The organism is Mesorhizobium sp. M1252 (genome assembly GCF_040318265.1).
Lineage (GTDB): Bacteria > Pseudomonadota > Alphaproteobacteria > Rhizobiales > Rhizobiaceae > Mesorhizobium.
Genome location: NZ_JAMYLX010000003.1, coordinates 1 through 24,786 on the forward strand (window position 1 = coordinate 1; position 24,786 = coordinate 24,786).

General features: G+C 63.7%; 24 protein-coding genes, 1 tRNA gene and 1 riboswitch. Of the genes, 11 read left to right on the forward strand and 14 right to left on the reverse strand.

What is annotated here, in order from left to right; translation table 11 throughout:
- Positions 1-179: 179 nt before the first annotated feature.
- The 5 genes from cobO to NKH22_RS06505 all read right to left on the reverse strand — a co-directional run bounded on the left by cobO (position 180) and on the right by NKH22_RS06505 (position 3,291).
- Positions 180-794, reverse strand: coding sequence for a cob(I)yrinic acid a,c-diamide adenosyltransferase (gene cobO, locus NKH22_RS06485; RefSeq protein WP_023706118.1), 615 nt, complete (start codon positions 792-794; stop codon positions 180-182).
- Between the two features lies 1 nt (position 795).
- Positions 796-1,308, reverse strand: a complete 513-nt coding sequence (gene cobU, locus NKH22_RS06490; protein WP_023706119.1) for a bifunctional adenosylcobinamide kinase/adenosylcobinamide-phosphate guanylyltransferase — start codon at positions 1,306-1,308, stop codon at positions 796-798.
- A complete protein-coding gene (locus NKH22_RS06495; protein ID WP_023707847.1) occupies positions 1,301-2,104 on the reverse strand; it encodes a CbtA family protein in 804 nt (267 codons plus the stop codon). The genes cobU and NKH22_RS06495 overlap by 8 nt, the downstream gene beginning before the upstream one ends.
- A gap of 15 nt (positions 2,105-2,119) precedes the next feature.
- Positions 2,120-2,299, reverse strand: coding sequence for a CbtB domain-containing protein (locus tag NKH22_RS06500; protein WP_023706121.1), 180 nt, complete (start codon positions 2,297-2,299; stop codon positions 2,120-2,122).
- Positions 2,300-2,335: 36 nt separating this feature from the next.
- Positions 2,336-2,531, reverse strand: a riboswitch (cobalamin riboswitch).
- 67 nt (positions 2,532-2,598) lie between these two features.
- Positions 2,599-3,291 (reverse strand): gamma-glutamylcyclotransferase, encoded by a 693-nt coding sequence (locus tag NKH22_RS06505; protein WP_352909213.1) that lies wholly within the window; start codon positions 3,289-3,291, stop codon positions 2,599-2,601.
- Positions 3,292-3,427: 136 nt separating this feature from the next.
- Between NKH22_RS06505 and NKH22_RS06510 the strand changes: the two genes are divergently transcribed.
- A complete protein-coding gene (locus NKH22_RS06510) occupies positions 3,428-4,603 on the forward strand; it encodes an aromatic ring-hydroxylating oxygenase subunit alpha (protein ID WP_352909214.1) in 1,176 nt (391 codons plus the stop codon).
- Positions 4,604-4,610: 7 nt separating this feature from the next.
- Here NKH22_RS06510 and NKH22_RS06515 read toward each other — a convergent pair whose 3' ends face one another.
- A complete protein-coding gene (locus tag NKH22_RS06515; RefSeq protein WP_023733795.1) occupies positions 4,611-5,810 on the reverse strand; it encodes an MFS transporter in 1,200 nt (399 codons plus the stop codon).
- A gap of 232 nt (positions 5,811-6,042) precedes the next feature.
- On the opposite strand from NKH22_RS06515, the gene NKH22_RS06520 reads away from it, so the two are divergent.
- Positions 6,043-7,053, forward strand: a complete 1,011-nt coding sequence (locus tag NKH22_RS06520) for a heparan-alpha-glucosaminide N-acetyltransferase (protein ID WP_023733796.1) — start codon at positions 6,043-6,045, stop codon at positions 7,051-7,053.
- Positions 7,050-7,556, forward strand: a complete 507-nt coding sequence (locus NKH22_RS06525; protein WP_352909216.1) for a methyltransferase family protein — start codon at positions 7,050-7,052, stop codon at positions 7,554-7,556. The genes NKH22_RS06520 and NKH22_RS06525 overlap by 4 nt, the downstream gene beginning before the upstream one ends.
- A gap of 300 nt (positions 7,557-7,856) precedes the next feature.
- On the opposite strand, the gene NKH22_RS06530 is transcribed toward NKH22_RS06525, so the two are convergent.
- On the reverse strand, positions 7,857-8,243 hold the full coding sequence (locus NKH22_RS06530; RefSeq protein ID WP_006203215.1) for a MerR family transcriptional regulator: 387 nt from the start codon (positions 8,241-8,243) through the stop codon (positions 7,857-7,859).
- 158 nt (positions 8,244-8,401) lie between these two features.
- On the reverse strand, positions 8,402-9,820 hold the full coding sequence (mgtE, locus tag NKH22_RS06535; RefSeq protein WP_023753461.1) for a magnesium transporter: 1,419 nt from the start codon (positions 9,818-9,820) through the stop codon (positions 8,402-8,404).
- Between the two features lie 267 nt (positions 9,821-10,087).
- On the opposite strand from mgtE, the gene NKH22_RS06540 reads away from it, so the two are divergent.
- From NKH22_RS06540 to sucD, 5 genes are all read left to right on the forward strand, one after another.
- Positions 10,088-10,753 (forward strand): response regulator transcription factor, encoded by a 666-nt coding sequence (locus tag NKH22_RS06540; protein WP_023712722.1) that lies wholly within the window; start codon positions 10,088-10,090, stop codon positions 10,751-10,753.
- Positions 10,754-10,898: 145 nt separating this feature from the next.
- On the forward strand, positions 10,899-12,089 hold the full coding sequence (locus NKH22_RS06545) for an aminotransferase class V-fold PLP-dependent enzyme (RefSeq protein WP_352909219.1): 1,191 nt from the start codon (positions 10,899-10,901) through the stop codon (positions 12,087-12,089).
- 10 nt (positions 12,090-12,099) lie between these two features.
- Positions 12,100-13,074 (forward strand): HpcH/HpaI aldolase/citrate lyase family protein, encoded by a 975-nt coding sequence (locus NKH22_RS06550; RefSeq protein ID WP_023822175.1) that lies wholly within the window; start codon positions 12,100-12,102, stop codon positions 13,072-13,074.
- 18 nt (positions 13,075-13,092) lie between these two features.
- Positions 13,093-14,277 (forward strand): malate--CoA ligase subunit beta, encoded by a 1,185-nt coding sequence (locus NKH22_RS06555; RefSeq protein ID WP_023822174.1) that lies wholly within the window; start codon positions 13,093-13,095, stop codon positions 14,275-14,277.
- A gap of 14 nt (positions 14,278-14,291) precedes the next feature.
- Positions 14,292-15,191: a succinate--CoA ligase subunit alpha gene (gene sucD, locus NKH22_RS06560; RefSeq protein WP_023690296.1), complete on the forward strand. Its 900-nt coding sequence runs from the start codon at positions 14,292-14,294 to the stop codon at positions 15,189-15,191.
- A gap of 27 nt (positions 15,192-15,218) precedes the next feature.
- On the opposite strand, the gene NKH22_RS06565 is transcribed toward sucD, so the two are convergent.
- On the reverse strand, positions 15,219-16,151 hold the full coding sequence (locus tag NKH22_RS06565; RefSeq protein WP_023685215.1) for a TauD/TfdA dioxygenase family protein: 933 nt from the start codon (positions 16,149-16,151) through the stop codon (positions 15,219-15,221).
- Between the two features lie 399 nt (positions 16,152-16,550).
- On the opposite strand from NKH22_RS06565, the gene NKH22_RS06570 reads away from it, so the two are divergent.
- Together NKH22_RS06570 and NKH22_RS06575 are read left to right on the forward strand one after the other, a co-directional pair.
- The gene (locus tag NKH22_RS06570; RefSeq protein WP_023685214.1) at positions 16,551-17,630 is read left to right on the forward strand and encodes a sensor histidine kinase; all 1,080 of its coding nucleotides are present in this window, start codon (positions 16,551-16,553) and stop codon (positions 17,628-17,630) included.
- A 232-nt stretch (positions 17,631-17,862) separates the two neighbouring features.
- Positions 17,863-18,096: a GcrA family cell cycle regulator gene (locus tag NKH22_RS06575; protein ID WP_081726058.1), complete on the forward strand. Its 234-nt coding sequence runs from the start codon at positions 17,863-17,865 to the stop codon at positions 18,094-18,096.
- Positions 18,097-18,296: 200 nt separating this feature from the next.
- Here NKH22_RS06575 and NKH22_RS06580 read toward each other — a convergent pair.
- Positions 18,297-18,381: transfer RNA gene (locus NKH22_RS06580), tRNA-Leu, on the reverse strand.
- 338 nt (positions 18,382-18,719) lie between these two features.
- Here NKH22_RS06580 and lipB point away from each other — a divergent pair.
- A complete protein-coding gene (lipB, locus tag NKH22_RS06585) occupies positions 18,720-19,463 on the forward strand; it encodes a lipoyl(octanoyl) transferase LipB (RefSeq protein WP_352909221.1) in 744 nt (247 codons plus the stop codon).
- 19 nt (positions 19,464-19,482) lie between these two features.
- Here lipB and NKH22_RS06590 read toward each other — a convergent pair whose 3' ends face one another.
- The 4 genes from NKH22_RS06590 to proS all read right to left on the reverse strand — a co-directional run bounded on the left by NKH22_RS06590 (position 19,483) and on the right by proS (position 24,545).
- Entirely contained in the window at positions 19,483-20,733 is a 1,251-nt protein-coding gene (locus NKH22_RS06590) for a peptidase M50 (protein WP_023746861.1), read from the reverse strand.
- Between the two features lie 460 nt (positions 20,734-21,193).
- The gene (locus tag NKH22_RS06595; protein ID WP_352909222.1) at positions 21,194-21,877 is read right to left on the reverse strand and encodes an ABC transporter ATP-binding protein; all 684 of its coding nucleotides are present in this window, start codon (positions 21,875-21,877) and stop codon (positions 21,194-21,196) included.
- Positions 21,874-23,112, reverse strand: coding sequence for a lipoprotein-releasing ABC transporter permease subunit (locus NKH22_RS06600; protein ID WP_031194713.1), 1,239 nt, complete (start codon positions 23,110-23,112; stop codon positions 21,874-21,876). Before NKH22_RS06600 ends, NKH22_RS06595 begins: the two co-directional genes overlap by 4 nt.
- Positions 23,113-23,216: 104 nt before the next feature.
- Positions 23,217-24,545, reverse strand: coding sequence for a proline--tRNA ligase (gene proS / locus NKH22_RS06605; protein ID WP_023735912.1), 1,329 nt, complete (start codon positions 24,543-24,545; stop codon positions 23,217-23,219).
- Positions 24,546-24,786 lie beyond the last annotated feature (241 nt).

Here is a 24,786-nt window from a genome sequence, read left to right on the forward strand (position 1 = left end):
CCCCCCCCGCGGCCCCCCCCCCCCCCCCCCCGCCCCCCACCAACCCCCCCCCCCGGGGGGGGGGGCCCGCCCCCCCCCCCCCGGGGGGGCCCACTGCGTACTACGAGAACCCCCACCCCGATCCGCTTCGCGGATCGACCCTCCCCACAAGGGGGAGGGTAAAAGGTGAGGATAGCCCCTCAAAACTCAATCCCCTGCTGTGCTTTAACGCCGGCCGAAAAATGATGCTTGGTCACGCCCATCTCCGTCACCAGATCCGCCGCCTCGACCAGCGCCGGCTTGGCGTTGCGGCCGGTGACGACGACATGCAGACCTTCGCGCCGCGCTTTCAGCGCCGCCACCACTCTGTCGAGATCGAGATAGTCGTAACGCAGCGCGATGTTCAGTTCGTCCAGCACGACGAGGCTGATCGAGGGATCGGCGATCAGTTCCAGCGCCTTGGCCCAGGCGGCTTCGGCCGCCTTAATGTCGCGCTTCAGATCCTGCGTCTCCCAGGTGAAACCCTCGCCCATCGTGTGCCAGACGACGCGGTCGCCAAACGCCGCGAAGGCATCCTTCTCGCCGGTGTGCCATTTGCCCTTGATGAACTGGACCATTCCGACGCGCTTGCCATAGCCGAGCATGCGCAGCGCCAGCCCGAAGGCAGCCGTGGTCTTGCCCTTGCCGGGTCCGGTGTTGACGATCAGCAGCCCCTTCTCGACCGTCTTTTCCGCGACCTCGGCGTCCTGCACCGCCTTGCGCTTGGCCATCTTGGCGCGATGGCGCTCTTCGTCTTTTGTGTCGATATCGGTCATCTCATTTCACCTTGAGCGGCAGCCCCGCCACCATCAGAAGCACCATATCAGCTACGACCGCGATCTGCTGGTTGAGCCGGCCGGCGGCATCGCGGAACCGGCGTGCCAGCGCATTGTCGGGCACAATGCCTTGTCCGACTTCGTTGGAGACCACGAACCACGGTCCGCGCGGCCGCGAAAGCACATCGGCCAGCCGCCGGCACTCCCCCTCCAGATCATGATCGGCCAGCATATGATTGGTCAGCCACAGCGTCAGGCAGTCGACAAGCACCGGCTGGTTGTCCGGCAATGCCTCGATCGCACCTGCAAGATCAAGCGGGGCATCGATGGTCGCCCATCCCTCGCCGCGGCGCGAGCGGTGCTGCGCGATGCGCTCGCGCATTTCGCCGTCATAGGCTTGCGCGGTGGCGATATAAGCCCATGGCGGCGGCAACGCCGTCGCCAAACTTTCGGCATGCACGCTCTTGCCGGAGCGCGCACCGCCGATGATGAAGGTCAAACTGCGATCAGGCAAAGGTGTCGCGCAGGCTGGTCGCGGTGCCGGTGAAGCGCGCGCGCACTATGCCGACAACCGCGCCGAGCACCACCCAGAACACCAGATTGGTCAGCGTCACCGCCACCACGAACTGATGATGCAGGCCCTCCGGGATCGGCGTTACAAAACTGTCAGGCTGCGGCGCGCCGACAATATGCGGGGCGACGATCAGGACGACGGCGAGCACGGTCAGGGGCGCCGACGTGCGGAAGGTGATAAGGGCAAGACCGATCGCCGTTGCCATCACCGTTGCCCACCACCAGATCTGGCGCTGCATGAGATCGGCCGCCGGCATTGCCGGCAGTTCCGGCGGCAGGCCGAGTCCCGGCGCCAGCGTGAAAACGGCAAAGCCGGCCAGACCCCAGAACACGCCCTGGCGCCAGCTGCCGATGCCACCGGCGAACTCGGAAACCGCCACCAGGACCAGCGCGAAGCCGATGCCGGTGACGATATTGGCGACGACACTGAAGGCGAAGCGCTCGAAGCCGTCGGCCGGCGCCCAGCCTTCGTCCTCCGCCGGCGCGGCTGCTTCAGCCGGTGTTGCGCTGCTCACCGCATTTTCCGCCGGCGCGGCGGTGCTCATGGCATTGGTGTCCGTAGCGTTGGCGGCGGGCACCGCGGCATGCTGATGCTCGTGGCCGCCACCAGCCTTTTCGTAGACCTCCGCCTTGAGGATCAGCGGCACGGTGGCGTAGGCCTGCATGCAGGCGAGAGCGACACCGGCCACGAGCCCTGCGATCGCCGCGATGAACACGACGTTGCGAAACAGGTTCATGATGTCAGATCCTCGTCAGTGGCAGGGAAACGCCATCGAATGGCGATAGTCGTGCGCCGCATTGTGGACCGCATCGATGTGCGAGAAACCGACAACGCCGACGACGAAAATCCCCAGAAACGCGCTAAGCACGAGCTGCATGAAGCGCGACTGCGAGGAGACGGAAGCGCCGAGGGAGACGGAAGCGGAATTCATATCTTGTCCTTTCGCCCTCCACCCGAGGGCATCGAAGTCAGTTCCCTGTCGCCGGCAGGTCTCCTGGCTCGCGGATCAGCGCCCTTCCCCACCTTCCCGAAGAAAAAATCCCCAGTGGCTTGGAGAGGACTACCGCACACAGTTGCGGGGGCAGCCACGGCATTGGGCAACAAGTCAGCCCTCACCGCATTCCCTCTTGGTCCCTAACGGAACCGACGACATGCATGACTATAGGCTGAAACGGCCGCATCCGGCAAACCAAATTCCGCCGGCCAACAGCGCGAATGCGCCATGCGGCGTTACGGGTTCAACGCGGTGATCCGTTCGGCAACCAGCCGCTGCAGCCGCCACAGATGGCGATCATGAATGCCGCGCTCTTCAAGGTTTTTCACCGTGTTGTAGAGATAGTCGGCGCCCGACCCCCAGTGCCCGCAGGACGTGGCCAGCCTTTCGACGACCTTGCCCTCGTCGAGCGGGCCGGAATAGGTCAGGCCGTTGCGGTTGATGACGAAGGCCAATGCCCTGAGCGGTCCGGCCTCGCTTGCAAGCTTCAGCATGCGCGGCCGGTAGCTTGTCGGCTTCAGCGTGATTTCGCGCCGGAAAAGCCGGCCCAACTGCCCGCGCCGGTTACTGTCGGTCAGCCGGAAGGCGACGCCCTTGCATTGTCCGCCACGGTCCAGCGCCATCATCAGGCCGGGGCTGTCCTTGGTGCCGCGCCAGCGCGTCATGTTCATGCAAAAGGACCGATGCCAGCCGCGCGCCAAGGCAACGCGGTCCTCGACATAATCTATTTCCGGTTTCCAGATCAGCGATCCATAGCCGAACAGCCATAGCGGTTCGCTATCCGGGAGTTCGACCTGCAATTCATCCAGCAGCGCGTCATAGTCGGCGTCATCGAGATGCATCGCGTCCGGATCCGGCCCGGGGTCCCTGATCTCGCGCCAGCAGCGCGCGACCAGCTCCGGCGTAAGCGACATCTGTCGTGCGGCCACTTTCCGAATCCCCCCAATTTCCGAATGTCCCATGTCCACGACATGATTATGCGCCGCGCCTGCAACCGGCAATGCGGCACTCTGATTGACAAACGATTTGCCGGGGTGTCGGCTGACGCTTCATAGGAAGCCAGCCATGCATCCCAGCCCGAGCGAGCGCGACCCCTATAACGGCCTGAGCCGGGCCGAACCGACGCTACCGTCGTCGGCCTATTGGGATAGCGAGGCTTACCAGCGCGATCTCGACGCCATCTGGCACAAAAGCTGGCTGCTCGTCTGCCGCGAGGCCGATCTTGCCCAGCCTTTGGCATTCAGGACATTCCGCGTTGGCACACAGGAAATCGTCGTGCTCCGCGACGACACCGGCGAGTTGCGCGCCTTCCACAACACCTGCCGGCATCGCGGCTCGCAGCTTTGCCAGGAAAGCGAGGGCCGGCTGAAAGCGCGGCTCATCACTTGCCCCTACCATGCCTGGTCCTACTCGCTGCGCGGCGATCTCGTGCGCGTTCCCTCGAAATCGCTGCCAGATGGTTTCGACAAGGCAGATCATCCGCTCTACCGGGTGGCGCTGTCGGTATGGCGCGGCTTTGTCTTTGTGAACCTTCAGCAGGCTGCGGCCGGCTCCGCCGGGACCTCCTTCGATCCCGCATCCGGCGACCTCGCCAACTGGCCGCTGGAAACTCTGGTATCAGGCCATGTCCTGCGCAAGGTGATGAACTGCAACTGGAAGATCTTCTGGGAGAACTTCAACGAGTGCCTGCATTGCCCAGGCGTCCACAAGGACCTGTCTCGGCTGGTGCCGATATACGGCCGCGGCCTGATGAGCCGGCACGACGACCCCGACTGGGTCCGCCATGCCGACAATGACGCACCGGAGTTTTCGGGTGGCCTGCGCGCCGGCGCCGAGACCTGGTCGCGCGACGGACATGCCCATGGCCCGGTCTTCCCGGGCCTGACGCCGGCCGAGCGTGCGGCCGGACAGACCTATGCCACCAGCCTGCCCTCGATGTTCATCGTTGGCCATGTCGATTATGTCAGGACGGTGCGACTGATGCCGCTCGGTCCCGAACAGACCGAACTCACCGCCGAGTGGCTGTTCGCGCCCGAGGCGCTGGCTGAGACGGACATCGACAATGTCGTCGCCTTCGGCACCCAGGTGCTGGAGGAGGATGCCGCGATCTGCGAGATCAATCAGAAAGGCCTGCGCTCGATGCGCCACCAGGCCGGCGTGCTAATGCCGGAGGAGTACGATCTGCACCGCTTCCACAACTGGGTGCGCGAGCGGCATGCAGCGCTTGAGGCAACCGCCTGATCGGCGGCTAAAGCGACTTCGGCAGATAGCGCCAGGAGATAAAGCCGCAAACCGCGGCCAGAATGCCCAGCGTCACGAACACCGAGCCGAGGCCGAAAAACGCCAGCACCACCGAATAGACCAGCGGCGGCGTCAGCTCGGAAAAGTCGAGATAGGTGCGGTAGACCGCGGCCATCTGCGCCCGCTCATAGGACCGCACCGAGCGCATGAAGGCGGTCGAGCCCAGTGCATCGAGCGCGATGGTGAAGAAGGCGCCGCAGAGCAGGAAAAAGCCCGTAAGCAGCGGCGCGGTAGTGCCGACCGCGCCCGCCGCAAGCAGCGTCGCCGACATCGCGAAATAGGCGAAGGTCATGGTGCGCCGGCCGCCGAAGCGTTTTCCCGCTTTGCCCCAGAAGATCGCCATGAACAACAGCGCATTGCCGGCCGAAACCAGCAGGCCGCCGGCAAGCTTGCCCTCGCCGGTAATCACCATGAACAGCGGCCCGTAGACGAAGAACGTCGTCCAGAAGCAGGAGCGGCCGAAGGCGATCAGCCAGGCCAGCCTGAGCCTGGGTTGTGCTACGAAGCGGCCGATATTGGCCAGCGGATTGGCCGGCCGTGTCTTGCCCGGCCGGATCGACCGGTTGTCGCCCAGCCTGTAGGTCCAGAACAGCGCCAGCAAGGCCAACGCAAACACCGCGACCGCGCCATGCGCGGCATAGATGCCGTACCGTGTGTAGAGGAAGATGCCGAGTGTCGGCCCGCCGGTCCAGGCCAGCATCGACCACGCCATGCGCAGCGATTCGGCCTGCATGAAATCGGTCTTGCGGATGTGGTCCATGATGTAGAGGTTGAGCGTGATCGACAGGGCGCTCGCCCCCATCACGCGGCACAGCATGCCTGCCAGTTGCCCGGCAAGCGTGTGGGTGACGAAGAACAGCGAGCCCATCGCCAGCAGGCAGGCGCCGGCGGTATAGACCCAGCGCCGGTCAAACCTGCGGATCAGCATCGGCATGAACAAGGTCACCGACAGGCCGAGCAGCGCCACGATGGTGTAGAGGATCGAGACGATCTGCTCGTTGTGCAGAATCTCATAAGCCTGGATCGGGATGACGCTCGACACCGTGGCACGGGCGAAGGATTCGACCGCATAGAGCGAGGCAAAGGTGCGCGCATCCGCCGGACGCAGGGCTGGCAGCCAGATCGGATGGCGCACATGGGTGGACATTTGATCCCCAAATCAGACTCGCAGCCCAAATCTGCGCTGGCGCTTCCTCCGCCGGTAACAGGAAACCGACCCCTTCCCGGCAAAAAGCGAATTCGGCCAAAGGCTTTCCGGCTCTGGCCTAAAGCGCCGCGCGATGCAGCCGCACGGCGCGACCCGGAGCGTAGAGGGCGGCCTTCTTTTGTCCGGTGCAACCGTGATAGTCGTCTTTGGGGCTGAATCAGATCGCGAGACCATGAGCATCCATACCGCACCCCCTGGAGATCAACTGAAGCGAGATCAACCGAAGCGCATCGTCGCCATCGATGTCGTACGCGGCATCGCGCTGATCGCCATGGCGAGCTACCACTTCACCTGGGATCTCGAAAATTTCCACTACACCGATCCCGGCCTCACCGCCGTCGGCTGGTGGAAGATCTATGCGCGCTGCATCGCCTCGACCTTCCTGTTCCTGGTCGGCGTCAGCCTGTTTCTCGCGCATGGCAGGCAGATCCGCTGGACCGGCTTCTGGAAACGTTTTGCCATGGTCGCCGTCGCGGCCGCCGCTATATCGGCGGTCACGTACTTCATCACGCCGGACAGCTTCATCTTCTTCGGCATCCTGCATCAGATCGCGCTGGCCAGCCTGCTCGGCCTTTTGTTCTTGCGGCTGCCGTCCTTGCTGGCGCTTGTCGTGGCGGCGGTGGTGATCGCCGGGCCGATCTATTTCAGATCCGAAGCCTTCGATCATCCGGCGCTGTGGTGGGTCGGCCTGTCGGCGATCAACCCGCGCTCCAACGATTACGTGCCGCTGTTTCCCTGGTTCGGCGCCGTGCTTCTCGGCATCGCCGCGGCAAAGTTTGCGTCCACCACCGGCCTGCTGGCGCGGCTGGCCACGCTGGGATCAGGAAGCTGGACCAGGCCGCTCACCTTCATCGGCCGCCACAGCCTGGCTTTCTATCTGATCCACCAGCCGCTGCTGTTCGGCTGCGTCTGGCTGTTCTCGCAGATCGCGCCGGCGCCGGTCGAGACACGGGAAGTAGTCTTCCTCAAGGAATGCCAGGTATCCTGCGAACAGCAGCGCGACACGGAGTTCTGCACCAGCTATTGTGTGTGCATGCTGGACACGCTGCAAAGCGAAGCGGCATTCGACCGGCTCTACAATGGTGACCAGACCCCGGAGTTCAAAGCGCATCTCGGTGAACTCGCCGGCATCTGCACCGCAAGGACGGAGGAGAGTCCGATGACGCAGGGAGGGCAACAATGACCGACAAGCTCACAAAACCCGGGCTGGCAAAACCCGATCTACCGAGACCACGGCTGATCCCATGGCCGCCGCTGATCTACATCGCCGCCATTGCCATCAGCATCGTGCTCGGCCTGTTCTATCCCCTGCCCTGGATCGGCGACCTCTTGGGCGACCTTTTGTTTGCCGCCGGCTTTGTGGTGCTGTTTGCCGTCGCAGCCCTCTGGTTCACCGCTATCCGCACCATGATCGGGGCCAAAACGACGATGAACCCCAATGGCGTGCCGGATCATCTGGTGACGTCCGGCCCGTTCGGCGTGACGCGCAACCCGATGTATCTGGCCAACACGCTGCTTTTGATCGGCGTCGCCTTCGTCTCGGGGATCGTATGGTTCCTGCCGCTGGCTTTGATCGCGGCATTTGCAACGCAGAAGGTCGCCATCGAGAGCGAGGAGAAGGTGCTGTTCGCCAAATTCGGCAAGAAGTACCGCGACTATGCGAAGCGGGTCAGGCGCTGGATCTGAGGCGGCGTGGCAGGGGTGTATACCTTGGCGATTAGCTGGCGCATCCGTTTCTTCGTCATCCACGGGCGGAGCAAGGAGCGTAGCGACGCAGCACAGACCCGAGGATCCATGCCGCGACTCCAGAGCGTTGCTATGGTCCAGAATTCGCTACCGCTGCACTCCACGACCGATGTCACGGAATGGATTCTAGGGTCTCCGCGACGGAGCTTCGCTCCTGCTTCGCCCTAGAATGACGAAGTGTGGAAGGCCTCCGCTAATCGCGAACGTTTGCGACGGGCGCGCAAACGCTCGACGGTCCGCTCAGGTATTAACCCCCAGCTCCACCAGCCGCTCGACGCAAGACTCCTCAGCCTGGTCGAGCTCCGCCAGCGTCTCCTCGAGATCGCGGCGCTTCTGCCTGAGATCCTCGCGCTTTTCCTCGATGCGCTTGATCATCAGCTTGAGTTGACCGACCTCGCCGGGCGGTTCCTTGTACATCTGGATGATTTCGCGGATCTCGTTGATCGAGAAGCCGAGCCGTTTCCCGCGCATGATCTGGCGGATCAGATGCCGGTCAGATGGGCGAAACAGCCTTGTGCGGCCCCGCCGGACCGGTTGCACCAGCCCCTCATCCTCGTAGAAGCGCAGCGTCCGCGTCGACACGTCGAATTCGCGGGTCAGTTCGGTGATCGAATAATATTCCCGCATCTTTGCTCCAAATGTCGGAACATCGGAAAACGCCCGGTCGCCCGGGATTTCCAACGCATTCCGATCAACCCCGTTCCAAGCCGGACTCGGCATGAAACCCCGCGCAAGCCTCGCACCACATTTACGTAAAAGTCAATTGAGCCCGCAACGCCTCTTTCTCAAGGGATAGCGAACCACCAGGTGGCCAGCCCGAGGAAGGCAAAGAAGCCAACGACGTCGGTGACCGTAGTGACGAAAACCGCCGACGCCACCGCCGGGTCGATCTTGAACCGGTCGAGCAATAGCGGGATCAGGATACCGGCAAGGGCTGCCACGAACATGTTGATGATCATCGCCGCCGCTATGATGCCGCCCAGATTGGCATCGCGGAACCAGACGGCCGCGACGATGCCGATCAGCACGGCGAAGATGATGCCGTTGATGGAACCCACGCCCATTTCGCGGCGGATGATGCGGCCGGCATTGTAGATGTCGAGATCCCTGGTCGCCAGCGCGCGCACCGTGACGGTCATGGTCTGCGAACCGGCATTGCCGCCCATGCCGGCCACGATCGGCATCAGCACGGCCAGTGCTACAATATGCTCGATGGTGCGGTCGAACAGGCCGATCACCGAAGCCGCCAGGAACGCCGTCAACAGGTTGACCAGCAGCCAGGGAACGCGCGAGCGCGAGGTCGAAAGAATGCTGTCGGACAACTCTTCGTCGCCGACGCCGCCCATGCGCAGCAGATCTTCCTCGGCCTCCTGCTGGATGACGTCGACGACGTCGTCGATGGTGAGCACGCCGACCAGCCGCTCGTTCTCGTCGACGACGGCGGCGGACAGAAGATCGTATTGCTCGAAGTCCCGCGCCGCCTCTTCCTGGTCCATGGTGGCCGGAATGGCGTGCCTCGTCTCGTGCATCACGTCTCCGACCTTGGTCGTGCGCTTGGTGCGCAGGATCTGGTCGAGGTCGATGGCGCCGAGCAACTTGAAGCTTGGATCGATGACGAAGATCTGGCTGAACCGCTCGGGCAGGTTCTTGTCTTCGCGCATGTAGTCGATGGTCTGGCCTATGGTCCAGAACGGCGGCACGGCGACGAACTCGGTCTGCATGCGGCGACCGGCGGTCTCTTCCGGGTAGTCGAGCGAGCGGCGCAGCCTGATCCGCTCGGTGAACGGCAGCTGCGACAGGATCTCGTCCTGGTCTTCCTTTTCAAGGTCTTCGAGAATGTAGACCGCGTCGTCGGAATCGAGGTCCTGCATACCCTGGGCAATTTGCTCATTGGGCATATTGTCGACGATATCGCGGCGGATCGCCTCGTCGACCTCGGTCAGCGACGAGAAGTCGAAGTCGGCGCCGAGCAGTTCGACAAGGGCGCGACGCTGTTCGGGGTGCAGGGCCTCCAGCAGATCGCCAAGTTCCGACTGGTGCAGGTCGTCGACTTCGCGCTTCAGCGTCAGCGTATCGCGATCGGCGATCGCCGCGCCGATCTGGGCGAGGAATGATGACAGAACGGCGCCGTCCTCGCCATAGATGTCGGCGTGGGCATCGTCAGCGGCTTTGGCGCCGGTCTTCTGGTCGTCCTGGCGTTCCACCAGCGGCTCCCGCCATGGGAATTTCGGAAAAGGTGCCTGTCAGGTCTAGCGCGCAACGCACGGGAATATCAAACGAAATGCGCCCCGCCCTGCATATGGGCGAGAGTGATTTCATCAGGATATGACGCCGCCCAGGATTCAGGCGGCGCGACAGCACATGTCGCTGGGGAAAGAGCACCCGAGCACGGTTGGGGCAGAATTGTCATGGTGCAGGTCCTGCCATCTGCCGGACCCGCCCAGGCCAGGAACCAGAACAGCCGGAAGCCCTTGAAGATCAGGTCACAGACGCAGAAGGCAATCGAGGAACGGCGCGTGCGCGTGGTCGTCGCCGAACGCAATCCGCTCGTCATATCGGCGGTGCGCGACATGCTGGACTGCGACGGGCGCTTCGATCTCAGGGCCTGCGTGCAAAGCGGCAGGCATTTTCTGGAATTGGCAGCGGAAGGCGAATTCGACGTCGCCGTTATCGGCTGGAAGCTCTCCGACATGGACGGCGCCGATGTGCTGGCCGAGGTTCACAGCCGCAAGCTGGGCGTGCGCATCGCGGTGTTTTCCAACGACCACGACATCGGCATCCTGAAGCAGTGCGTGCGGCTCGGCGCCCAGGGCTACTGCTTCCAGTTCGACGATCCGGCGATCATCTTCGAGACCATCCTGGCCGTCGCGCATGGCCGCATCTGCATCCCCTACATCGACATCAACAAGGTCAACGACACACCCTTGTCGCTGCTCACCGTGCGCGAGCGCGAGCTGCTGGCGGTGCTGTCCGACGGCTGGACCAATCTGCAGATCGCGACGCGCACCGGGATTTCGGAGAACACGGTGAAATACCACCTCAAGAATCTCTACGACAAGCTCGACGTCCGCAACCGGGCGATGGCAGTCGCGCTCTACGCGCGGGAGAGGCGTACCCAGAAGCAGCCGTTGGGGTAGGCGAGCGACTGGCCGCGGGTAGGTCACCCGGGTAGGCAACCCCCACCCGCGCGCGGCAAGATGTTACCCCTTGAGGTGTTGTTGCCTTTAGCCGTCGAGACGAAACTCCCCTCACCGCTTTGCTGGATCAGGAGGAGTTCGCGACATGGCCGGTTTCACCCATCTTTTCATTCCCGGACCGACCAACATCCCCGAACAGGTCCGGCAGGCGATGAACCTGCCGATGGAAGACATGCGTGCAGCATCCTTCCCCGATCTCACGCTACCGCTGTTCGAAGACATCAAGACGGTGTTCAAGAACGAGACCGGCCGCGTCTTCATCTATCCCTCCTCCGGCACCGGCGCCTGGGAAGCGGCGATGACCAATGTGCTCAGCCCCGGTGACCGCGTGCTGATGTCGCGCTTCGGACAGTTCTCGCATCTGTGGGTCGACATGGCCGAGCGCCTCGGCTTCGAGGTCGATGTCATCGATTGCGACTGGGGGACCGGCGTGCCGCTCGAGCTCTATGCCGAGCGGCTCAGCGACGACAAGGCGCATCGCATCAAGGCAATCTTCTGCACGCAGAACGAGACGGCGACCGGCGTGACCAGCGACGTCGCCGGCTGCCGCGCCGCGCTCGACGACGCCAACCACCCTGCTTTGCTCTTCGTCGACGGCGTCTCGTCGATCGGCTCGATCGACTTCCGCCAGGAGGAATGGGGCGTCGATTGCGCCGTCAGCGGCTCGCAGAAGGGTTTCATGCTGCCCGCCGGCCTCGGTTTCCTTTCCGTCAGCAAGAAGGCGCTGGTGGCCTCGCGGAGCGCCACGCACCGCCGCTGCTTCTTCTCCTTCGAGGACATGATCCGCGCCAACGATGCCGGCTACTTCCCTTATACGCCGGCTACACAGCTGCTGCGCGGTCTGCGCGCCTCGCTCGACCTGATCGCCGAGGAAGGGCTGGAAAACATCTTCGCCCGTCACCATCGCCTCGCCGAAGGCGTGCGCAAGGCGGTCGACGCCTGGGGCCTGAAGCTCTGCGCCAAGACGCCTAAATGGCACTCCGACACCGTCAGCGCCATCCTGGTGCCGGACGGCGTCGACAGCGGCGATGTGGTCAAGCGCGCCTACCAGAAATACCAGACCGCGCTCGGCGGCGGCCTCAACAAGGTGATCGGCAAGGTCTTCCGCATCGGCCATCTCGGCTGGCTGAACGAGGTGATGGTGCTGGCCTCGCTCTCGGCCGCCGAAATGGCGCTGCTCGACTGCGGCGTACGGCTGGCGCCCGGCTCCGGCGTCGGCGCCGCCATCCAGCACTTCCGCGCCTCGGCCGCCGTGCCGGTCGCCGAAGCCGCCTGAGGAGCCGACAATGAGCCACACCATCAACCACCTCAAGAAATTACGGCTGCAGCGCAGCGAGCTGGCGGTTCCAGGCTCCAGCCCGGAAATGATCGACAAGGCGGCGAACAGCGCCGCCGACTTCATCTTCCTCGACATCGAGGACGCCGTTGCCCCACCCGACAAGGAGCGCGCCCGCAAGAACATCATCCAGGCGCTCAACGACATCGACTGGCGCGCCAAGGGCAAGACCGTCTCGGTGCGCATCAACGGCCTCGACACCCATTACATGTATCGCGACGTGGTCGACGTCATGGAACAGGCCGGTGACCGGCTGGACACCATTTTGGTGCCGAAGGTCGGCGTGCCGGCTGACCTCTACATGGTCGAGGCCATGGTCAACCAGATCGAGATGGCAAAGGGTTTCAGGACCCGCGTCGGCCTCGAAGCGCTGATCGAGACCGCGCTCGGCATGGCCAATGTCGAGGCGATTGCCGCGACACCCGGCCGGCTGGAAGCCATGCATTTCGGCGTCGCCGACTATGCGGCAAGCTGCAAGGCGCGCACGGTCAACATCGGCGGCCTCAACCCCGACTATCCCGGCGATCAGTGGCATTTCGCTCTGTCGCGCATGACCGTCGCCTGCCGCGCCTATGGCTTGCGCGCCATTGACGGACCGTTCGGCGACTTCTCCGATCCGGAGGGCTACGTCGCCGGGGCCAGGCGCGCGGCGGCCCTCGGTATCGAAGGCAAATGGGCAATCCATCCCTCGCAGATCGCGCTCGCCAACGGCGTATTCTCTCCACCGGAAAAAGAGGTGACCCGTGCCAGGCGAATCCTCGAAGTGCTGAAGGAGGCGGAGGCGCAGGGCAAGGGAGCGGCCGCACTCGACGGCAAGATGATCGACGCAGCGTCGGAACGCATGGCGCGCAATGTTCTGGTGGTCAACGAGGCAATCGAACGGGCCAGCCAATTCTCTAGCGAGCCGCGCGTCGCCACGCATTGACCGTTCAGGGAGGACAAAATGGACATCCACGAATATCAGGCCAAGGAACTGCTGGCACGCCACGGCGTGCATGTGCCGCGCGGCGGGCTGGCCTACAGCCCCGAGCAGGCGACCTACAGGGCCCGCGAGATCGGCGGCTCCAAATGGGTGCTGAAGGCGCAGGTGCATTCCGGCGCCCGCGGCAAGGCCGGCGGCATCAAGCTGTGCGCCAATGACGAGGAGATTTCCAGCGCGGCCGAGGGCATGCTCGGCCGCAAGCTGGTGACACAGCAGACCGACCCGCGCGGCAAGCTGATTTCGCGCCTGTATCTCGAGGAAGCCGTCGATATCGCGCAGGAGCTCTATGTCGGCTTCGTGCTCGACCGCAAGGAAGAGCGCGTCATGATCGTGGCGTCCGCTGCCGGCGGCATGGAGATCGAGGACATCGTCGAGAAGGCACCGAACTCCATCCTGCGCACATCGGTCGATCCCGGCGTCGGCATGCAGCGTTTCCAGGCGCGCGAGATCGCCTTCGGGCTCGGCCTCGACCACAATCTGATCGGCAAGGCGACCGAAACCATCTTCGCCTGCTATCAGGTGTTCCGCGACTACGACGCCTCGATGCTGGAGATCAATCCGCTGGTGGTGACCCGCGACGGCAATCTGATCGCGCTCGACGCCAAAATGTCGTTCGACGAGAACGCGTTGTTCCGCCGGCCGGAAATCTCCGAGCTGCGCGACAAAAGCCAGGAAGATCCGCGCGAAACTTTTGCCAGCGACCGTGGCCTCTCCTATGTCGGCCTCGACGGCAACATCGGCTGCATCATCAATGGCGCAGGGCTCGCCATGGCGACCATGGACATGATCAAGATCGCCGGCGGCGAACCGGCCAACTTCCTCGACATCGGTGGCGGCGCCTCGCCGGAGCGGGTGGCGAAATCCTTCCGCGCCGTGCTCGGCGACAAGAATGTCGAGACCATCCTGGTCAACATCTTCGCCGGCATCAACCGCTGCGACTGGGTCGCCGAAGGCATCATCAAGGCGATACGCGAGGTCGGCGTCAACGTGCCGCTGGTGGTCCGTCTCTCCGGCACCAAGGCCGAGGAAGGCCGCCGCATCCTGGCCGATTCCGGCGAGGCGGTAATCGTTGCCGACACGCTGGCCGAAGCCGCCGAAAAAGCCGTCGCTGCCTGGCGCGCGGCCACCAAGAAAAAAGCAGCCTGAGGGAGGTCGAGAAAATGGCAATCCTGCTCAACCGCAGCACCCGCGTCATCGTCCAGGGGTTCACCGGCAAGATCGGCAGCTTCCATGCCGACGACATGAAACGCTATGGCACCAAGCTGGTCGGCGGCGTCACCCCCGGCAAAGGCGGCCAGAAGCATCTCGGCCTGCCTGTCTTCAACACGGTCAAGGGCGCGGTGCGCGAGACCCGCGCCGAGGCCAGCATCGTCTTCGTGCCGCCGCCCTTTGCCGCCGATTCCATCATGGAAGCGGCCGACGCCGGCATAAAACTCTGCGTCTGCATCACCGACGGCATCCCGTCGCAGGACATGATGCAGGTCAAGCGCTACATGCTGCGCTACCGCTACGAGGACCGCATGCGGCTGATCGGCCCGAACTGCGCCGGCGTCATCACGCCCGGACAGGCGCTGATGGGCATCATGCGCGGCAGCATCTATCTGCCTGGCCGCGTCGGCATTGTCGGCCGCTCCGGAACCCTGGGCTACGAGGCGGCGTCGCAGATGAAGTCGCTCGGCATCGGCGTCTCGACCAGCGTCGGCATTGGCGGCGACCCGATCAACGGCTCGTCCTTCAAGGACATGCTGAAACTGTTCGAACAGGATGACGACACCGACGCGGTGGTGATGATCGGCGAGATCGGCGGACCGCAGGAAGCCGAAGCCGCGATCTGGGCGCGCGATAATATGCGCAAGCCCCTGATCGCCTACATCGCCGGCCTCTCCGCCCCCAAAGGCCGCCGCATGGGCCACGCCGGCGCCATCATCTCGGCCTTCGGCGAGTCGGCGCAGGAAAAGGTGGAGATCCTCAAGGACGCCGGGGTGATCATCGTGCCGACGCCGTCGTCGTTTGGTGAGGTGGTTGCAGAGACGCTGGCGGGGATGAAGAAGGCCGCCTGAACAGCGGCCTTCGCGTTCGACCGCGCCTCATGCCGCCTTGTCGGCTGCCGGCTTCGCGACCTTGGTGCGGGTGGCGCTGCGGCGGCCGTCGACGCTGACCGGAATGTCGCCGTCGACCGTGGCGCGACGCACCACCCGGTGCTGGTCGCCGTAATCGTTGACGGCGTAGTGCTGCGTCGCGCGGTTATCCCAGATCGCCACATCGCCGGCCTTCCAGCGCCAGCGCACGGTGTTCTCCGGCGCCGTGACATAGGACTGGAACACCTCGTAGAGCTTCGCCGAATCGCTTTTGGAAAGACCGATCAGCCGTTGCACGAAATTGCCGAGCAGCAGCGAGCGCTCGCCTGTTTCGGGATGGACGCGGACAACGGGATGCTCGGTCTCGTAGATCGTCGAGGTGAAGATTTCCTCGAAGTGCTTCTTTTCCGCGGCGCTCGCACGCGGCCGCACCGCGGCGTAATCGTAGGCGTTGCTGTGCACCGCCCAGAGATTGTCGGCCAGCAGCTTCAACGGCTCGGGCAGGTCCTGATAGGCGGCCGCGGTGTTCGACCAGATGGTGTCGCCGCCGGCCGGCGGTATGACGACGCCGCGAAGAACGGAGAATTTCGGATAGGCGTCGACGAAGGTGACATCGGTATGCCATTGGTCGGCGCGACCGCCGCCACGGCTGGAATCGAGTTCGAGAATGGACGCCGTTCCCTTGACGGGACCTTGGGTCGGATGCGGGACGAGGTCGCCGAGACGCTGGGCAAAGCGCTCCTGCTCGGCATCGTCGAGATGCGCCTGGTCGCGGAAGAACACCACCTTGTGCCGCAACAGGATCTGGTTGATCGCCGCGACCGTCTGCTGCGGCAGGTCGCCGGAGAGCCGAATGTTCCTGATCTCTGCGCCGACGCGTCCGGTAAGCGGGACAATATCGGCATCCGGGATGATCTGCTCTACGGGGGTAAGTCTGGTCATGGGAACCTCTTCCTCTAAAGCCGCGGGCTGGTGGCAATGCTCCGCCGTCTGCCGGCCGCATAGCGATCGGCGGAGCAACTCCCTCATCGGGAGCCGACTTGCTTGGCAACGAGAGCACTGATCTCAACTCAGGAGGCGAAGGCCGCCAAGGCTTGCGAGTAGTACCGAGATCCCATTCAAAGCGTAATTCTACAAATTCCATAGACATTTCTTTTCAAAGTTCGGCGGCCCTGAGAAAAATGCCTTCTGTCCAATTCGTTCGTGAGCGGCAGGCGGTGGAGCGCTGCGCGACGCGGCCCGCACCAGTAGTGACGCTGTCGTATCCCCTTCGATATTGGAGATGGCGGGTGAATTGCATGCCTGATATTGATGGCTTCCACGCATCACGCAGGCGCCGAGATGACAGACTCCGATAAGGCTGACGCTGTCGAGCAATTGCTCGATACGCCTGACCTCGCCACCGCGCTGGAAAGCGACCAGTTCAAGAAATTTCTCGACCAGATGCCGATCGCGATCGCCGTCTCGGAATTGATCGCGAAGGAACGTGTCGTCTACGCCAATCCCGAATTCGAGAAGCTCTCGGACCTCAAGGCGCCGAAGCTTGCGCGGGAAAACTGGGCGGCCCTTTCCGGCAGGGGGCTTCATCGGCAGAAGGACAGGCCGCTCGCCGAGGCTGTCGTTGAAGACACCGATTTCGTCGGCACGTTTCGCCTCGAGCGCGGCGAGGACAAGCCGGCAATCGTCGACGTTTATTCCAACGTTATCGAGGACGACAACGGCAAGCTCTGCTTCCGGCTGGTGGCGCTTGTCGACGTCACGGCACACGGTGAGACCGAGGACGCGCGACCCGCGGAGGAGCTCATCCGGGAGAAGGACACCCTGTTGCGCGAACTGCAGCATCGGGTGAAAAACAATCTGCAGATGATCACCGCTTTGATCCGGATGGAAACCCGCAACGCCACCGAACCGGACCAGAAGCGTTTCGAAAGGCTTGCCGGCCGGGTAGACGCATTGGCAATCCTCTACCAGACATTGTCGGCTGACCAGCAGAAGGATGAGGTGGATCTTGGCGTGTACCTTAGCCAGATCGCGTCCGCCGTCATGGCGTCGCACGCAGTCGAAGGTATCCGCCTCGACCTTAAGGTGGATACCTATCCGGTATCCATCAACGTTGCCATGCCGACAGGCCTGGTCGTCAATGAGTTGCTGACCAACGCTCTCAAACATGCATTCGTCGGGCGCGATGGCGGCACGATCACGCTGCACAGCGTCGTCAGCGGCGATGGTTGCCGGGTGACTGTCGCCGATGATGGGATCGGTCTGCCGACGGGTGAGACCTGGCCCAGGCCCGGCAAGCTCGGCTCCTTGATCGCGCGGTCGCTGACCGAAAATGCCAAGGCGCAATTCGACGTCAAGTCGAGTGCCGGCGAGGGAACCAGGGTCACCATCGTCTTCAAGCGATCGGCGGCGACGGACTGAGGCTATGCAACGGCGCGCCGGCAAATCCCGGCCGGACAGGTGCTTCGGGCGCTCGCGGGTGTGGCCTTAAGTCGCAAACGATTTGGCTGCAGAAGCGGGGCGCCGGGCTTCTTTGACGGTGCGATCAGCACCATATGTGGTCCACAGCCCTAAACGAGAGAAGCTAGCTCCGACGGGTCGCACCGCGGTCGTCAGCCGGCAATGGCTATGAACCAGGAAACTGAAAACCATCATGCGTGAAAATATCAGACCAGCGTCGAGAGACGTCCCCCTCATTCAGCTAGGCCTGCACCAGTGCCGCTTCCCGGTGAGCGAAGACCGGTCGGTACCCGGTGGTTACCGGTTTTGTGCCGGGCCGACGTCGCCGGATCGCGTCTACTGCGATCACCACCACACCGTCGTGACGGCCGTTGACCCTCGTCGAGCCCGTCCGGGTCTCCATTTCCCGCAACGACGCGCCGCTTAGGTCACCCACATCCCCTGCCCCGCCACCGGCAAAGCCGGGGACTCGGGTGCAGGAGGCTGGCCGGTGCGAGCCAAGCGGCGTTCGCGTGCGGCTCTGCGACCTCTTGTTGCAACTCTGCTGCGGCCGGTTCAAGCGCCAAAGGCGATGATTTGGCGTCGATGGCCTGAGAAGCCGCAATGATTTCAATGGCCGAAAAATTATGGTGCGGTCGAGAAGACTCGAACTTCCACGGGTTGCCCCACAGCGACCTCAACGCTGCGCGTCTACCAATTCCGCCACGACCGCCCGTGGTAGGAGCCGGAACGAACCGGCTCGCGGCGTGTAGCAAATCGTTTCCGGCGAAACAAGGGCGCGGCGCGCAATAATCGCCGCAAATTGGCATATCGGCCTCTACAGCGCCGCGCGTCCTGTGGGACGCGCAAAGGACGCTGCAGCACTTTGATTTGGCGCATGATCCTTTCCGAAGATCGTTCCTATCTTCGGGGTCGTGCGCGAAGGCCGAAATGCGTGGCGAACTGGACGTTTCAGCCGGATACCGCCATATGAAGGGCAAATGCATTTGGCCCCAGAGCGCAAGCCGGTTTCGCCAAGCCGGCGTGCGTCACGCGAAAAACGAAAAAGCCATGACCGAACGCAGCCAGATCGCCACGTCGTTCCTGCCCTTGCCCGGGTCAGCGCCGGTCGAATGGCGCATCGAGCCTAGCCTGACCGGCTACACCGATGCGCTGGCCCTGATGGAAGCGCGCGCCGAGGCGATCCGCGCGGGTGCAGCCGCCGAGATGGTCTGGCTGGTCGAGCATCCGCCGCTTTACACCGCCGGGACCAGCGCCCGCATCGAGGACCTGATCGACCCCGACCGTTTCCCGGTCTTTGCCGCCGGGCGCGGCGGCGAATACACCTATCACGGGCCGGGGCAGCGGGTTGCCTATGTCATGCTTGACCTGAAGCGCCGGCGTGAGGATGTGCGCGCCTTCGTCGCCGCGCTCGAGCAGTGGATCATCGGCACGCTTGCCGCCTTCAATGTACGCGGCGAACGCCGCGAGGACCGCGTCGGCGTCTGGGTGGTGCGGCCCGAGCGCCCGTCCCTGCCCGACGGCTCGCCGGCTGAAGACAAGATCGCGGCCATCGGCATCCGGCTGCGGCGCTGGGTGAGCTTTCATGGCATTGCCGTCAATGTCGAGCCGGATCTCAGCCATTTCAGCGGCATCGTGCCATGCGGCGTGCCGGATCACGGCGTCACCAGCCTCGTCGACCTCGGCCTGCCCGTAACCATGGCCGATTTCGACCTGGCGCTGAAATCCGCCTTCGAGGATGTTTTCGGGGCAGCGAAGTCAACTTCTACAGAACCGGCTCGCAAGGCCGGCTGAGTCTCGCCTCGACCAACGCTCAAAGCAACCGCGCCGAGGCCCACAACAGCCCGAAACCGTGAATGGCGAAGACGGCCAGCAGCGCGCCGGCCATGGCAAAACGATCGAAGATGCGGATCGGCTTCAATTCGTGGCGCGGTTTTACCCCGCTACCCACTGTCATCAGGCTGAGGATGGCAAAGACGGCGCCCGCCACCAGCAGAAAGCTTTGGGAAAAGCCGGCCAGCCAGCCAAGCCACAGCAAGGCCGAGAGCAGGGAAAACGAGGCGAGCGCCAGGGCGGCCGGCCCCGGGCAGATCTGGCGCAGCACCTGACCGCCGTCGAATTTCCACACCGGCACCAGATTGGCGATGTTGAACAATGCGGCAACGCCGGCGAGCGTCGCCAGAAGGGCCGCGGCGAGCCGATGTCCCTCGCCGGACGCGAGCCCGCTGGCGACGATCAGCAGCGGAACCAGGAACGCGGAAAAGCCGGCGCCCATCAGCGCCACGAAGGCGACCTCGAAGCGGCTGTCATAAGGCCGGCCACCAATGGCGATGCCGCCGAGCAGCGGGATAAAGATCATCCGCGCCTTGCGATGACCGGTCAGCCGGAAGGCCGCCATGTGGCCGAACTCATGCAGGGCGACCACCGAGGTCAGGATCGCGGCCAGCGCCAGGCCGCCGAGATTGAGCCCGAAGAACGGCCACAGGATGAAAGCCGAAAGAACGGCGAAACCGACCTGGCTCAGCGGATGCTCGAACCAACCGCCCTTGCGATATTGTCCGGTCCTCGCCCAGACCTCCAGCTTGCCGAGCTCGCGGCGCATGGCGAAGTAGCGGAACACCAGGAAGGCGACGCCGCGATAGCGATCGGTCTGGCTGAGCGTCACCCGCGTGCCGGCACCTTCCGAGGTGAGTTCGGTGGTCTCATAAAAATCCTTCCAGAACGACGCGTCGAGCGCGGTATCCTCGATGACCCGCATCGAAAAACGACTGCCTTCGACGACGTCCTCGAAGCGCGACCCGCGCTCGATCGGCTGGCCGTCGCGGCCTTCCCAGGACAGCAGGATGCGGGTCGTGCCCTGCCCGTCCAGCGGCTGCGCCTTCAGTATCTCGCCGGACCAGCCGGCATCGCTGCCGAGCGGCCACAGCGCCTGCCAGAGGCGCTGCCGGTCCATTGCGACCACGCGGCTGAGCCTCACCGTGCGCAAACCGAGCGGCGCGGTCATCAAAAGGAAAATCAGTCCGAGATTACCGGCCACGAGAAGGGCCGTCACGATCGGCGACACCTGAGGTTTTTGCTCCCTGTCTTGGCGGGGCAGCCTAGCGTCATGGCGGCAAGAAAGGCTTAACGGCACAGCGCCTTCCTGCCCGCCTAAAACATTGCGGCGAACCGCAGTTGCATCACATGGCGCCGATCCAGACAGCCATGGAAACCAGAAACGCACTCATGCACACCAACGAAACGACGTCCTGAACAAGATCGCTCATAACTCTCTCCTGTTGTTGATATGTTCGTATTTTGTTCTAACTTTGTTCGAAAGTCAACGAGCGGAAAGCGGCATGCCGACGAATCCTGACAGCCGGTTTGGGCAGGGTTAAGGAAAGGTTGACGGGGTGACGGCAGTGCTGACGCAGGGCGCATCGCATGCCTTTGCGATCGGGACACGCACCAATCACTTCGTCATCCTAGGGCGGAGCAAGGAGCGCAGCGACGCGGCGCAGACCCTAGGATGAGGAAGTTGGGGCCTACAGCGGAACGACCTTGCCATCCGCCAGCGTCACCCGGCGGTCCATGCGCGAGGCGAGCTCGTGATTGTGGGTGGCGATCAGCGCGGCAAGGCCGGACTGCTTGACCAGCGCGCCAAGCGCCTCGAACACATAGGACGCGGTGACCGGGTCGAGATTGCCGGTCGGCTCGTCGGCCAAAAGCAGCAAGGGCGCGTTGGCGACGGCACGGGCGATCGCGACGCGCTGCTGTTCGCCGCCGGACAGCTCCGACGGCCGGTGCGACGCGCGCTTGCCGATCTGCATATAGTCGAGCAGCTGTGCTGCGCGCTCCGACGCCTCCTTGCGCGAAAGCCCTTTGATCAGCTGCGGCATCATGATGTTTTCCAGTGCCGAAAACTCCGGCAGCAGATGATGGAACTGATAGACGAAGCCGACATCGTTGCGGCGGATCGCCGTGCGTTCGTCGTCGGAGAGCCGTCCGCAGGCGCGGCCGGCCAGAATGACGTCACCGGCGTCGGGGCGCTCGAGCAGGCCCGCCGTATGGAGCAGCGTCGACTTGCCGGTGCCCGACGGCGCCACCAGCGCCACCATCTCGCCGCGCTTCAGCGAAAAGTCGGCGCCGTTCAAAATGGTGAGCTTGCGCGGCCCCTGGACATAGTGCCGCTCGACGCTCTTCAGCTCGATAACGATCTCGGACTTCATTCGTATCTCAAGGCCTCGACCGGATCGAGCCGTGCGGCGCGCCATGCCGGAAACACCGTTGCTAGGAAGGACAGGCCGAGCGCCATCAGGATGACATAGGTGGTCTCGCGCGGGTCCATCTTTGCCGGCAGTTGGCTGAGGAAATAGAGTTCCGGATTGAACAGCACCTTGCCGGTCATCCAGGAGAAGAACTGGCGGATCGATTCGATGTTGGTGCAGATGAGCACCCCGAGCAGCACGCCGGCGAGCGTGCCGGTTACGCCGATCGCAGCACCCGTCATCAGGAAGATGCGCAGGATGGCGCCGCGCGAGGCGCCCATTGTGCGCAGGATGGCGATATCGTGGCCCTTGTCCTTCACCAGCATGATCAGGCCGGAGATGATGTTGAGCGCCGCCACCAGCACGATCAGCGTCAGGATCATGAACATGACGTTGCGCTCGACCTGCAGTGCTGAAAAGAACGTCTCGTTGCGCTGGCGCCAGTCGACCATGTCGATCGGCCGTTGCGCCGCCGCATCCACCAGCGGTTTCAGCGCGTCGACATTGTCGGGATTGTCGACATAGATCTCGATCGTCTGCGCCCTGCCGTCCATGTTGAAATAGAGCTGCGCTTCGGAAAACGGCATGTAGACGATGGAGCTGTCATACTCCGACATGCCGACCTCGAAGATCGCCGCCACCTTGTAGCCCTTCAGCCGCGGCGTCGTGCCCATCGGCGTCACATCGCCGTCCGGCGAGATCAGCGTGATGGTGTCGCCAAGCACAAGGCCGAGATTCTCGGCCATACGCTTGCCGATGGCGACGCCCTCGCCGGAGTCGAAGCCGTCAAGCGTGCCTTGCTTGACGTTTTGGGCGACGATGGCGATCTTGCCGAGGTCTTCGGCCCTGATACCGCGCACCAGCGCGCCCATGCCGCCGCCGACATTGCCCTGCGCCAGCACCTGGCCGTCGATCAGCGGGATCGCGTATTTGACGCCGGCCACGCCGTTGATGCGGGCTGCGACCTGCGCATAATCCTCAAGCGGCGAATCCAGCGGCTGCACGATCAGATGGCCGTTGACGCCGAGGATGCGGGTCAGAAGTTCGGCTCGAAACCCGTTCATGACAGCCATGACGACGATCAGCGTGGCGACGCCCAGCATTATGCCAAGGAAGGAGATCGAGGCGATGACCGAGATCACCGTCTCCTTGCGGCGCGACCGCAAATAACGCCAGGCGACCATGCGTTCGAACATGGAGAACGGGCCGGCGACCGGAGACTTGGCGACCGGAGATTTGGCGACCGGAGACTTGCCAACCGGAGACTGGGCTACCGAAGACTTCGCTGCCGCGGCTTCGCTCATGCGGTTGCACCGAAGCGTTTCCTGGCCTCCGCGACCGGCAGCGTCTCGCGCTCGCCGGTCCGGCGGTTCTTGATCTCGATCTCGCCGGCGGCCACGCCGCGCGGCCCGACGATCACCTGCCAGGGCAGGCCGATCAGGTCGGCGGTGGCGAACTTGCCGCCCGGCCGCTGGTCGGTGTCGTCGTAAAGCACATCCTTGCCGGCGCCGGTGAAGGCGGCGTAGAGCTCGCCGCAGACGCGGTCGCACTCGGCGTCGCCGGCCTTCATGTTGATCAGGCCGATGTCGAACGGCGTCACCGCTTCCGGCCAGATGATGCCGTTATCGTCATGGCTGGCCTCGATGATCGCCGCCACCAGCCGCGACGGACCGATACCGTAGGAGCCGCCGGAAACGAAATGATCCTTGCCGTCGGGCCCGGTCACCTTGGCGCCCATGGGCTTGGAATATTTGTCGCCGAAATGGAAGATGTGGCCGACCTCGATGCCGCGTGCCGAAACCCGGTCGGCTTCGCCAAGCTTGTCCCAGGCCGCCTCGTCATGCATCTCGTCGGTGGCGGCGTAAGGCGTCGTCCACGTCTTGACGATGTCGGCGATCTCGCCGTCATTGCCGAAGTCGGTTTTCTCGCCGGGCACCTGCAGCGACAGATATTCGCGGTCGCAATAGACCTGGCTCTCGCCGGTGTCGGCCAGGATGATGAATTCATGGCTGAGATCGCCGCCGATCGGCCCGGTGTCGGCCCGCATCGGAATGGCCTGCAGCCCCATGCGCGTGAACGTCCTGAGATAGGATACGAACATGCGGTTATAGGCGGCCTTCGCGCCCTCGAAATCGAGGTCGAAGGAATAGGCATCCTTCATCAGGAATTCGCGCGAGCGCATAACGCCGAAGCGCGGCCGCACCTCGTCGCGGAACTTCCACTGGATGTGGTAGAGGTTTAGCGGCAAGTCCTTGTAGGACTTGACGTAGGCGCGCACGATCTCGGTGACCACTTCCTCATTGGTCGGACCGTAAAGCATGTCGCGGTCCTGCCGGTCCTTGATGCGCAGCATCTCCTTGCCGTAATCGTCATAGCGGCCGCTTTCGCGCCACAGATCGGCCGACTGGATGGTCGGCATCAGGATTTCCAGCGCGCCGGCGCGGTTCTGCTCCTCGCGGATGATGCGGCAGACCTTGTCGAGCACCAGCTTGCCCAGCGGCAGCCAGGAAAAGCTGCCCTGCCCCTGCTGGCGGATCATGCCGGCACGCAGCATCAGCCGGTGCGAGACGATCTCGGCCTCGCGCGGATTTTCTTTCAGGATGGGCAGGAAAAACTGCGACAAACGCATGGACAGGTCCGTGAGAGAGGAGGCTGCGCCGGAATCGGCGCGGCTGGCTTGCTTGCCCCGGCTTCATAGCTATTTCGTGACGGAATGGAAACCCGACCGGTCGCATCGGTCCGAAATCGCAAAAATCGATTCTTCTTCCAAAGACCTTCGCACCGAAAACGATAATGCTTCTGACGCAAAGTGATCGCCTGACTGCAAAGTCCTCACACACGCTTTGCGCGTCCGGGCTACGCGGCACACC